Origin of the sequence: Pseudomonas syringae pv. cilantro, assembly GCF_001293775.1 — a bacterium.
Lineage (GTDB): Bacteria > Pseudomonadota > Gammaproteobacteria > Pseudomonadales > Pseudomonadaceae > Aquipseudomonas > Aquipseudomonas syringae_P.
Window position 1 is genome coordinate 1 of sequence record NZ_LGLN01000056.1, and the last position, 10,643, is coordinate 10,643.

The 10,643-nt window shown below is 54.6% G+C and carries 11 protein-coding genes and 4 tRNA genes; all 15 read left to right on the forward strand.

Going from position 1 to position 10,643, the window contains the following annotated elements; translation table 11 throughout:
• Positions 1-176 precede the first annotated feature (176 nt).
• The 15 genes from birA to rpoB all read left to right on the forward strand — a co-directional run bounded on the left by birA (position 177) and on the right by rpoB (position 10,621).
• Positions 177-1,136 carry a bifunctional biotin--[acetyl-CoA-carboxylase] ligase/biotin operon repressor BirA gene (gene birA, locus ABJ99_RS13665; protein WP_054086290.1) on the forward strand — a complete coding sequence of 320 codons (960 nt, stop codon included), beginning with the start codon at positions 177-179 and terminating at the stop codon, positions 1,134-1,136.
• Positions 1,126-1,875, forward strand: coding sequence for a pantothenate kinase (locus ABJ99_RS13670; protein WP_054086291.1), 750 nt, complete (start codon positions 1,126-1,128; stop codon positions 1,873-1,875). The genes birA and ABJ99_RS13670 overlap by 11 nt, the downstream gene beginning before the upstream one ends.
• 7 nt (positions 1,876-1,882) lie before the next feature.
• Entirely contained in the window at positions 1,883-2,311 is a 429-nt protein-coding gene (locus tag ABJ99_RS13675) for a hypothetical protein (RefSeq protein ID WP_054086292.1), read from the forward strand.
• 142 nt (positions 2,312-2,453) lie between these two features.
• Positions 2,454-2,538: transfer RNA gene (locus ABJ99_RS13680), tRNA-Tyr, on the forward strand.
• Between the two features lie 24 nt (positions 2,539-2,562).
• Positions 2,563-2,636 (forward strand) — tRNA-Gly (locus ABJ99_RS13685).
• Between the two features lie 26 nt (positions 2,637-2,662).
• Positions 2,663-2,738, forward strand: a tRNA-Thr gene (locus ABJ99_RS13690).
• Positions 2,739-2,915: a hypothetical protein gene (locus ABJ99_RS28270; protein ID WP_154864428.1), complete on the forward strand. Its 177-nt coding sequence runs from the start codon at positions 2,739-2,741 to the stop codon at positions 2,913-2,915.
• Positions 2,906-2,981 (forward strand) — tRNA-Trp (locus ABJ99_RS13695). Before ABJ99_RS28270 ends, ABJ99_RS13695 begins: the two co-directional genes overlap by 10 nt.
• A gap of 46 nt (positions 2,982-3,027) precedes the next feature.
• Entirely contained in the window at positions 3,028-3,396 is a 369-nt protein-coding gene (gene secE / locus ABJ99_RS13700) for a preprotein translocase subunit SecE (protein ID WP_005887064.1), read from the forward strand.
• Between the two features lie 9 nt (positions 3,397-3,405).
• Positions 3,406-3,939, forward strand: a complete 534-nt coding sequence (nusG, locus tag ABJ99_RS13705) for a transcription termination/antitermination protein NusG (protein ID WP_003186097.1) — start codon at positions 3,406-3,408, stop codon at positions 3,937-3,939.
• 118 nt (positions 3,940-4,057) lie between these two features.
• Complete coding sequence (gene rplK / locus ABJ99_RS13710) at positions 4,058-4,489, forward strand: 50S ribosomal protein L11 (RefSeq protein WP_054086293.1); 432 nt, start codon at positions 4,058-4,060, stop codon at positions 4,487-4,489.
• On the forward strand, positions 4,489-5,184 hold the full coding sequence (gene rplA, locus ABJ99_RS13715) for a 50S ribosomal protein L1 (protein WP_054086294.1): 696 nt from the start codon (positions 4,489-4,491) through the stop codon (positions 5,182-5,184). The genes rplK and rplA overlap by 1 nt, the downstream gene beginning before the upstream one ends.
• A 196-nt stretch (positions 5,185-5,380) precedes the next feature.
• On the forward strand, positions 5,381-5,881 hold the full coding sequence (gene rplJ, locus ABJ99_RS13720; RefSeq protein ID WP_007253316.1) for a 50S ribosomal protein L10: 501 nt from the start codon (positions 5,381-5,383) through the stop codon (positions 5,879-5,881).
• A gap of 79 nt (positions 5,882-5,960) precedes the next feature.
• Positions 5,961-6,326: a 50S ribosomal protein L7/L12 gene (gene rplL / locus ABJ99_RS13725; protein ID WP_002555497.1), complete on the forward strand. Its 366-nt coding sequence runs from the start codon at positions 5,961-5,963 to the stop codon at positions 6,324-6,326.
• Between the two features lie 221 nt (positions 6,327-6,547).
• Complete coding sequence (gene rpoB, locus ABJ99_RS13730; RefSeq protein WP_054086295.1) at positions 6,548-10,621, forward strand: DNA-directed RNA polymerase subunit beta; 4,074 nt, start codon at positions 6,548-6,550, stop codon at positions 10,619-10,621.
• The last annotated feature ends 22 nt before the right edge of the window (positions 10,622-10,643 follow it).

Below are 10,643 nucleotides of genomic sequence, written 5' to 3' on the forward strand. Positions count from 1 at the left end.
GTAGTGTGGGGTTTCCCCATGTGAGAGTAGGTCATCGTCAAGATTAAATTCCAAAAACCCTCATCGCTCACGCGTTGAGGGTTTTTGTTTTTTTGGGCGCAGAAAACCTGTTTTCGTTTCTATGCACCATGCTCCTGCATGGCTATGATGCGTGCCTTATTGCCGGGCGATTCTAAATGCTGACCTTGTTAAAGCTTCTTGCCGATGGTGCGTTTCATTCCGGACAGGCTCTGGGTGAAGTGCTCGGTGTGAGTCGTAGTGCTGTATGGAAGCAGCTTCAACAGCTTGAAGCTGAGCTGGGAATTGAATTTCATAAAGTGCGTGGCCGTGGCTACCGGCTGGCGACGCCTATCTCTCTTTTGAGTCCTTCTGCCATTACCCAATCTGGACTTCCCGCAGGCTGGACTGTTCGTACTTATGATTCCATCGATTCAACCAACGCCGAGGCTGCGCGGTTGATTGCTGAAGGTATCTCCATGCCGCTTTTGGTGCTCGCCGAACAGCAGACCTCAGGCCGGGGGAGGCGTGGCCGAAAGTGGGTGAGCCCCTTTGCGGAAAATCTTTATTACAGCGTGGTTTTGCGCATTGACGGCGGAATGCGCCAGCTCGAAGGCATCAGCTTGCTGGTAGGACTGGCAGTGATGAATGTCTTGCGCGATCTCGGCGTGTCAGGTGCTGGCCTTAAATGGCCTAATGATGTGCTGGTCGGCAAGCAGAAAATTGCCGGTATTCTTCTCGAGCTGATCGGTGATCCTGCTGACGTCTGCCATGTGATTATCGGTATAGGTGTGAACGTGAATATGCAGGCCTCGACTGAAGTGGACCAGTCATGGACATCCATCCGTCTCGAAACAGGAAGCCTCGCTGATCGCAATGATGTAGCGGCCCGTATAAGCACCAGGCTGGACGCCCTCCTTCATGTGCATCGTGACAAAGGCTTTGCCGCATTTCGGGAAGATTGGGAGCGTGGCCATCTATGGCAGGGTGCTGCTGTCACGCTGCTTTCAGGCGTCCAGACGGTCGAAGGTGTGGTGCTGGGGGTCGACTTGCTCGGCGCTCTAAGGCTGGAAATCAATGGTGTGGAAAAGAGCTTTAGCGGTGGTGAGCTCAGCCTGAGGTTGCGCGATGATTCTTGAACTCGATTGTGGCAACAGCTTCATCAAGTGGCGCGTCATGGGAACTGACGGTACATCACTGTTGAGCGGTGGCGTTGTTGACTCGGACCAAGCCCTGTTGGAGCAACTGGGCAGTTTGGCGAGTGTAGAAGTGACTGGCTGTCGGCTCGTCAGTGTTCGCAGTTCTGAGGAGACCGACGAACTGGTGTCTGCGTTGACTGCTGCTCTGGCGATATCGCCCGTACGTGCGTTGCCCGCGCGCGAGCTTGCGGGCGTGACCAATGGCTATGATGACTACATGCGTCTTGGGCTGGATCGCTGGCTTGCTTTCGTGGGTGCATACACCATCGTCCGAAATGCATGCATGGTGATTGATCTGGGTACTGCAGTCACGTCGGACTTCGTTGACGCCCAAGGGCAGCACCTCGGCGGTTTCATATGCCCTGGCATGCCGTTGATGCGCAGTGAGTTGCGAACCCATACCCGGCGTATCAGGTATAACGACACCGAAGCTGAAAAAGCGCTTGTTCGGCTCGTCCCGGGGCGGGCTACGGCTGAAGCCGTAGAGCGAGGATGTTCGTTGATGCTGCGCGGTTTTGTTCTGACTCAGCTCGAAATAGCACGCGGGTATTGGGGGGATGACTTTACTGTCTTCGTGACCGGAGGAGACGCTCCTCTGGTTTCTGATGTCGTACCAGGAGCGCGCGTGGTGCCCGATCTGATATTCGTTGGCCTGGCTCTCGCTTGCCCTTTGCGTTGAGGTCTTTATGCGTTGGTTATTTCTTCTGCTGTTGATGCTCAATGGCTTCTACTACGTGTGGCACCAGCAGGAAGCGCCGCTCAAGGCCAAACAGATCATGCCTTTATCGCTTAATCGGGCTCCGCAGCAGGATATCCGCCTGCTGAGTGAGTCCGACGCGGGGCACTCGTCGCGCGATGTCGACAGCAATTGCCTGTATCTGGGTGGGCTTGCGCGGCAGGAAGATGTGCGCATGGTTGAGCAGCGCCTGAACAGCCTTGATATTCAGTCGAAATTTCAGGTGCAGCAGGTGAATGGCTCTGTCGTGTACTGGGTAAAAATTGCCCCGGAAAGCAGGCGTCTGGTGGAGTCTGATCTGATCACTCAGATGGGCAAGGATTTCCCGCAATTAAAAAATCAAATAATGTCGTGCGAGGGCATTGCAACTACGCAGTAGTTTACATAGAATGGCGCCCGCTTCGCAGCGAGCTGAAAATCTTGCGAACGGAGTGGAAGTTGTCAACGCATGTAACCTCAGGTTTTTAATGAGAAAAAGGTTGACAGAAGGGTAGCATGAGTTGAGAATGCTGCCTCGCTTAGGAGGGGTTCCCGAGCGGCCAAAGGGATCAGACTGTAAATCTGACGTCTACGACTTCGAAGGTTCGAATCCTTCCCCCTCCACCAGATTTAGCGCAAGCTGCAAATTGCGCGGGTATAGTTTAGTGGTAGAACCTCAGCCTTCCAAGCTGATGATGCGGGTTCGATTCCCGCTACCCGCTCCAAGCTTGCAGCTTATGCATTGTGTTTTGCTCTTGTAGCTCAGTTGGTAGAGCACACCCTTGGTAAGGGTGAGGTCAGCGGTTCAAATCCGCTCAGGAGCTCCATTGCTAAAGGCAGATATGAAAATATCTGCCTTTGTTTTAGGTGGGTCGGCCTTACTTGATCTGCCTGATGCTTTGTTCGGTTTCTGCTTTTGGGGCAGAGGTGTGCTGAATGAAGTGTTGAAAAACTCTCGTCAGGTCCGCATAATGGTCGGCCTGATTTCGCTTTTAGGTCAGTAGCTCAATTGGCAGAGCGACGGTCTCCAAAACCGTAGGTTGGGGGTTCGATTCCCTCCTGACCTGCCAGATTCCCTAGATGTAATCTGGCTTTCTTTTCACAGGATCTCCGTAGATGAATCCCAAGGCTGAAGCATCAGACTCTCGCTTTGACTTGCTGAAATGGCTCCTGGTGGTCGTTTTGGTTGTCGTGGGTGTCGTCGGTAATCAGTATTATTCTGCTGAGCCGATCCTGTACCGTGTTCTCGCTCTCCTTGTGATTGCCGCTGCCGCTGCCTTCGTAGCGCTGCAGACGGGTAAAGGTAAGGCTTTCTTCGTTTTGGCGAAAGAAGCTCGCGCTGAGATTCGTAAAGTCGTATGGCCTACTCGCCAAGAAACCACGCAAACCACTCTGATTGTTGTGGCTGTTGTGTTGGTTATGGCGTTGCTGTTGTGGGGGCTAGATTCCCTGCTCGGCTGGCTTGTTTCCTTGATAGTTGGCTAAGGGTGTCCCGTGGCTAAGCGTTGGTACGTAGTGCATGCTTACTCGGGTTACGAGAAGCATGTTATGCGCTCGTTGGTCGAGCGTGTGAAGCTGGCAGGCATGGAAGATGGCTTCGGCGAAATTCTGGTTCCCACTGAAGAAGTGGTTGAAATGCGTAATGGCCAGAAGCGGAAAAGTGAGCGCAAATTCTTCCCGGGTTACGTGCTTGTTCAGATGGACATGAATGAGGGTACTTGGCACTTGGTCAAGGATACCCCGCGTGTCATGGGCTTCATTGGCGGTACTGCCGATAAGCCAGCACCGATCACTGACAAGGAAGCAGAAGCGATTCTGCGCCGTGTTGCTGACGGTAGCGATAAACCGAAGCCAAAAACACTGTTCGAGCCGGGTGAGGTTGTACGTGTCACTGACGGTCCGTTCGCTGATTTTAACGGTACGGTTGAAGAAGTTAACTACGAAAAGAGCCGTATCCAGGTGGCGGTGCTCATTTTCGGACGTTCTACTCCGGTAGAGCTAGAGTTCAGCCAGGTCGAAAAGGTCTAGCTGATCTGCAATCCCATACCCCGCAGCCTTAGGCTGTGGGGTTTTTTCGTCACTGGGATATACGCGTAAGTAACCGGGGAGCCTTTATTGGCGCTTGAACCCGTAATTGGAGTGCCTCATGGCCAAGAAGATAACCGCATACATCAAGCTGCAAGTGAAAGCCGCTCATGCTAACCCTAGCCCGCCAGTTGGTCCTGCTCTGGGTCAGCACGGTGTGAATATCATGGAATTCTGCAAAGCGTTCAACGCCCGTACTCAGGGTATTGAGCAAGGTCTGCCGACTCCAGTGATCATCACTGTATACAGCGACCGTAGCTTCACTTTCGAAACAAAAAGTACCCCTGCATCGGTTCTGCTGAAGAAAGCTGCAGGCTTGACCAGCGGCTCGGCTCGCCCGAACACCGTTAAAGTTGGCACCGTGACTCGTGCTCAGCTGGAAGATATCGCTAAAGCAAAAAATGCGGATCTGACTGCAGCTGACATGGAAGCGGCCGTGCGTACCATCGCCGGTTCCGCTCGTAGCATGGGCCTTAACGTGGAGGGTGTGTAATGGCTAAGCTGACCAAGCGCCAAAAGGCAATCGCCAGCAAAATCGAAGCTGGCAAGTCTTACAATTTTGTAGACGCTGCTGCTCTGCTGGCTGAGCTGTCGACTGTCAAGTTCAGCGAGTCTGTAGACGTTGCTGTCAACCTGGGCGTTGATCCTCGTAAATCCGATCAGGTTGTTCGTAGCGCTACCGTACTGCCGCACGGCACCGGTAAAACTGTACGCGTTGCAGTTTTCACCCAGGGCCCTGCTGCTGAAGCTGCTCTGGCTGCTGGTGCTGATCGCGTTGGTATGGACGATCTGGCTGCCGAAATGAAAGCTGGCGATCTGAACTATGACGTCGTTATCGCTTCTCCTGATGCGATGCGTGTTGTAGGTCAATTGGGTCAGATTCTCGGTCCTCGCGGCCTGATGCCTAACCCGAAAGTCGGCACTGTTACTCCTGACGTGGCTAACGCTGTCAAGAACGCCAAGGCTGGTCAGGTTCGTTATCGCACCGACAAAAACGGCATCATCCACACTTCCGTTGGCAAGGTCGGTTTCGACGTTGTCAAGCTTAAGGAAAACGTTGAAGCCCTGATCGCTGATCTGAAGCGTATCAAGCCAGCTTCCTCGAAAGGTATTTATGTCAAGCGCATCACCCTGAGCACCACCATGGGCCCGGGCCTGGTCATCGACCAGGGTTCGCTGGAAGCGTAAGACAAAGCGGCATGGTTTTCCGTGCCGTTTGAAAGATTGGGGTCCCTGCCTGGCGGGGGCTATCCAAGACCGTAGGCGACGCAAGTCTTAAACCTCAAGCCTACGCAGATGGTGCTCCCGGTTCCTTACCGAATCAGACACCAAAACGACATCTGGCTTCGGTCGGATGAAACGGTAACAAGCAGGAGTTAAACCCGTGGCAATTAAACTCGAAGACAAGAAGGCCATCGTCGCTGAAGTCAACGAGGCTGCCAAAGCTGGTCTGTCCGCTGTCGTGGCTGATGCCCGTGGTGTGACGGTTAGCGCTATGACCGGACTCCGTAAAGAGGCTCGTGAAGCTGGCGTTTACGTACGCGTTGTACGTAACACCCTGCTCAAACGCGCTGTTGCTGACACTGAATTCAGTGTTCTCAACGACGTGTTCACCGGCCCGACCTTGATCGCGTTCTCCAACGAACATCCTGGCGCTGCTGCCCGTTTGTTCAAGGAATTCTCGAAAGGTCAGGACAAGTTCGAGATCAAGGCAGCTGCGTTCGAGGGCAAGTTCCTCGCAGCTAATCAGATCGATGTACTGGCAAGCCTGCCGACCCGTAACGAAGCAATTTCTCAGCTGATGAGCGTGATTCAAGGCGCTACCAGCAAGTTGGCTCGTACTCTGGCGGCTGTTCGCGACCAAAAAGAAGCAGCTGCAGCCTAAGGCTGAGTCAGATCTTTTCGCGTATTTTTGTTTATTTTGATGGTCGCGTAGGCCGTCCCCCAATTCAGGAAATTGAGTCATGTCCATCTCTCAAGACGATATCCTTAACGCCGTAGCTGAAATGTCCGTTCTGCAGGTTGTAGAGCTGATCAAGGCGTTCGAAGAGAAGTTCGGCGTTACTGCTGCTGCTGGCTCTGCCGGCCCAGCTGTTGCTGCAGCGGTTGTTGAAGAACAAACTGAATTCAACGTCATGCTGCTGGAAGCTGGCGAGAAGAAAGTTAACGTGATCAAGGCTGTACGTGAACTGACCGGTCTGGGCCTGAAAGAAGCCAAGGCAGTCGTTGACGGCGCTCCAGCCATGGTTCTGGAAGCTGTTGCCAAAGACGCAGCTGACAAAGCCAAAGCTACTCTGGAAGAAGCAGGCGCTAAAGTCGAGCTGAAATAAGCATCGATTTTGAGTGTCCAGCCCACGCGTTTAGCGAAAGGCTGATGGCTGGTGGCTTTTGCCACCGGCCTTTTTCCGTTATAGACGATTGGCGCTGTCAACGTTTGTAACGTGCGGTATCCACCGATGGCGGTGGCGCAAACCAAAGGGTTTGCAAGATTTTCTGGCTGCTTCCGTCGGGAGGGAGCCAAACAAGCAGGTGACCAAGCTGGGGAACGCTGATGGCTTACTCATATACTGAGAAAAAACGTATCCGCAAGGACTTTAGCAAGTTGCCGGACGTAATGGATGTGCCGTATCTCTTGGCCATTCAGCTGGATTCGTATCGCGAATTCCTGCAGGCGGGAGCGACCAAAGATCAGTTCCGCGACGTCGGTCTGCATGCAGCCTTCAAATCCGTTTTCCCGATCATCAGCTACTCCGGCAATGCTGCGCTGGAGTATGTAGGTTATCGCTTGGGCGAACCGGCATTTGATGTCAAGGAATGCGTGCTGCGCGGTGTGACTTACGCAGTACCTCTGCGGGTCAAGGTCCGTCTGATCATTTTCGACAAAGAATCGTCGAACAAAGCGATCAAGGACATCAAAGAGCAAGAAGTCTACATGGGTGAAATTCCCCTGATGACTGAAAACGGTACCTTTGTAATCAATGGCACCGAGCGCGTTATCGTGTCTCAGCTGCACCGTTCGCCAGGCGTATTCTTCGACCACGACCGTGGCAAGACGCACAGCTCCGGTAAGCTGCTTTACTCCGCTCGTATCATTCCTTACCGCGGTTCGTGGCTGGACTTCGAGTTCGATCCGAAAGACTGCGTATTCGTCCGTATCGACCGTCGTCGCAAGCTGCCTGCGTCTGTACTTCTGCGCGCGCTGGGTTACACCACCGAGCAAGTGCTCGATGCTTTCTACACCACCAACGTCTTCCATGTGCGCGGCGAAAACCTGAGCCTGGAACTGGTGCCTCAGCGCCTGCGTGGTGAAATTGCCGTTCTGGACATCCTGGACGACAAGGGCAAGGTCATTGTCGAGCAGGGTCGCCGTATCACTGCCCGTCACATCAACCAGCTGGAAAAGGCCGGGATCAAAGAGCTGGAAGTACCTCTGGACTACGTCCTGGGCCGTACGACTGCCAAGGTCATCGTGCATCCGGCAACCGGCGAGATCATTGCCGAGTGCAACACCGAGCTGAACACTGAAATCCTCGGCAAGATCGCCAAGGCTCAGGTTGTTCGCATCGAAACGCTGTACACCAACGACATCGATTGCGGCCCGTTCGTTTCCGATACGTTGAAGATCGACTCCACCAGCAACCAACTGGAAGCGCTGGTCGAAATCTATCGCATGATGCGTCCTGGCGAGCCACCGACCAAGGATGCTGCTGAAACCCTGTTCAACAATTTGTTCTTCAGCCCAGAGCGCTATGACCTGTCCGCTGTAGGCCGGATGAAGTTCAACCGTCGTATCGGTCGTACCGAAATCGAAGGTTCGGGGGTGTTGTGCAAGGAAGATATCGTCGCGGTTCTCAAGACCCTCGTTGATATCCGTAACGGCAAAGGCATCGTCGATGACATCGACCACCTCGGTAACCGTCGCGTTCGCTGCGTAGGCGAGATGGCCGAGAACCAGTTCCGTGTAGGTCTGGTCCGCGTCGAGCGTGCTGTCAAAGAACGTCTGTCCATGGCGGAAAGCGAAGGCCTGATGCCTCAGGACCTGATCAATGCCAAGCCTGTTGCGGCCGCGGTCAAAGAGTTCTTCGGTTCCAGCCAGCTTTCCCAGTTCATGGACCAGAACAACCCGCTTTCCGAGATCACCCACAAGCGTCGTGTTTCTGCACTCGGCCCTGGCGGTCTGACTCGTGAGCGCGCCGGCTTTGAAGTTCGCGACGTTCACCCGACTCACTATGGTCGTGTGTGCCCGATCGAAACGCCGGAAGGTCCGAACATCGGTCTGATCAACTCCCTGGCGGCCTATGCCCGCACCAACCAGTACGGTTTCCTCGAGAGCCCGTACCGTGTTGTAAAGGAAGGTCTGGTCACCGATGAAATCGTGTTCCTTTCGGCGATCGAAGAAGCTGACCACGTCATTGCCCAGGCTTCGGCTGCAATGAACGACAAGCAAGAGCTTATCGACGAGCTGGTTGCTGTGCGTCACTTGAACGAATTCACCGTCAAGGCGCCAGCCGATGTCACCCTGATGGACGTTTCGCCCAAGCAGGTTGTCTCGGTAGCGGCTTCGCTGATCCCGTTCCTCGAGCACGATGACGCCAACCGTGCGTTGATGGGTTCGAACATGCAGCGTCAGGCTGTACCAACCCTGCGTGCCGACAAGCCGCTCGTGGGTACCGGCATGGAGCGCAACGTTGCTCGCGACTCCGGCGTTTGCGTCGTGGCCCGTCGTGGTGGCGTGATCGATTCGGTTGATGCCAGCCGTATCGTTGTTCGCGTTGCTGATGACGAAGTTGAAACAGGTGAAGCAGGTGTAGACATCTACAACCTGACCAAATACACCCGTTCGAACCAGAACACCTGCATCAACCAGCGTCCGCTGGTCAGCAAGGGTGATCGTGTTCAGCGCAGCGACATCATGGCCGACGGCCCGTCCACTGATATGGGTGAGCTGGCACTGGGTCAGAACATGCGCATCGCGTTCATGGCCTGGAACGGTTTCAACTTCGAAGACTCCATCTGTCTCTCTGAGCGCGTCGTTCAGGAAGACCGCTTCACCACGATCCACATTCAGGAACTGACCTGTGTGGCTCGTGACACCAAGCTTGGGCCTGAGGAAATCACAGCTGACATCCCGAACGTGGGTGAAGCTGCTCTGAACAAGCTGGACGAAGCCGGTATCGTTTACGTAGGTGCCGAAGTTGGTGCTGGCGACATCCTGGTGGGCAAGGTCACTCCGAAAGGCGAGACCCAGCTGACGCCGGAAGAAAAACTGTTGCGCGCGATCTTCGGTGAGAAGGCCAGCGACGTTAAGGACACTTCCCTGCGTGTGCCTACCGGCACCAAAGGTACTGTCATTGACGTTCAGGTCTTCACCCGTGATGGTGTCGAGCGTGATGCACGTGCCCTGTCCATCGAGAAATCGCAGCTCGACGAGATCCGCAAGGACCTCAACGAAGAGTTCCGCATTGTCGAAGGCGCTACCTTCGAACGTCTGCGCTCTGCGCTGGTCGGTCGTGTAGCAGAAGGCGGTGCTGGCCTGAAGAAAGGCCAGGAAATCACCAACGAAGTGCTCGACGGTCTCGAGCATGGTCAATGGTTCAAGCTGCGCATGGCTGAAGACGCTCTGAACGAGCAGCTTGAGAAGGCGCAGGCTTACATCGTTGATCGTCGTCGTCTTCTGGATGACAAGTTCGAAGACAAGAAGCGCAAGCTGCAGCAGGGCGATGACCTGGCTCCGGGCGTGCTGAAAATCGTCAAGGTTTACCTGGCAATCCGCCGTCGCATCCAGCCGGGCGACAAGATGGCCGGTCGTCACGGTAACAAGGGTGTGGTCTCCGTGATCATGCCGGTTGAAGACATGCCGCACGATGCCAATGGCACGCCGGTAGACATCGTCCTCAACCCGCTGGGCGTACCTTCGCGTATGAACGTGGGTCAGATTCTCGAAACTCACCTTGGCCTCGCCGCCAAAGGTCTGGGCGAGAAGATCAACCGCATGCTCGAAGAGCAGCGTAAAGTGGTCGAGCTGCGCAAGTTCCTGAACGAGATATACAACGAGATCGGTGGTCGCCAGGAAAGTCTGGAAGACCTCTCCGACAAGGAGATCCTCGATCTTGCGAAGAACCTTCGCAACGGTGTGCCAATGGCTACACCGGTGTTCGACGGTGCTAAAGAAAGCGAAATCAAGGCAATGCTCAAGCTGGCAGATATGCCGGAAAGCGGCCAGATGCAGCTGTTTGACGGTCGTACTGGCAACAAGTTTGAGCGCCCGGTAACGGTCGGCTACATGTACATGCTGAAGCTGAACCACTTGGTGGACGACAAGATGCACGCGCGTTCCACTGGTTCGTACAGCCTGGTTACCCAGCAGCCGCTGGGTGGTAAGGCCCAGTTCGGTGGTCAGCGTTTCGGGGAGATGGAAGTGTGGGCGCTGGAAGCATACGGCGCGGCGTACACTCTGCAAGAAATGCTCACAGTGAAGTCGGACGATGTGAACGGTCGTACCAAGATGTACAAAAACATCGTGGACGGCGATCACCGTATGGAGCCGGGCATGCCCGAGTCTTTCAACGTGTTGATCAAAGAAATCCGTTCGCTCGGTATCGATATCGATCTGGAAACCGAATAACACGTGACGTGAATCGGGGGCA

Coding starts and splice junctions, on each gene's coding strand:
- birA (WP_054086290.1), top strand. CDS start 177: ATGCTGACCTTGTTAAAGCTTCTTGCCGATGGTGCGTTTCATTCCGGA.
- ABJ99_RS13670 (WP_054086291.1), top strand. CDS start 1,126: ATGATTCTTGAACTCGATTGTGGCAACAGCTTCATCAAGTGGCGCGTC.
- ABJ99_RS13675 (WP_054086292.1), top strand. CDS start 1,883: ATGCGTTGGTTATTTCTTCTGCTGTTGATGCTCAATGGCTTCTACTAC.
- secE (WP_005887064.1), top strand. CDS start 3,028: ATGAATCCCAAGGCTGAAGCATCAGACTCTCGCTTTGACTTGCTGAAA.
- rplK (WP_054086293.1), top strand. CDS start 4,058: ATGGCCAAGAAGATAACCGCATACATCAAGCTGCAAGTGAAAGCCGCT.
- rplA (WP_054086294.1), top strand. CDS start 4,489: ATGGCTAAGCTGACCAAGCGCCAAAAGGCAATCGCCAGCAAAATCGAA.
- rplL (WP_002555497.1), top strand. CDS start 5,961: ATGTCCATCTCTCAAGACGATATCCTTAACGCCGTAGCTGAAATGTCC.
- rpoB (WP_054086295.1), top strand. CDS start 6,548: ATGGCTTACTCATATACTGAGAAAAAACGTATCCGCAAGGACTTTAGC.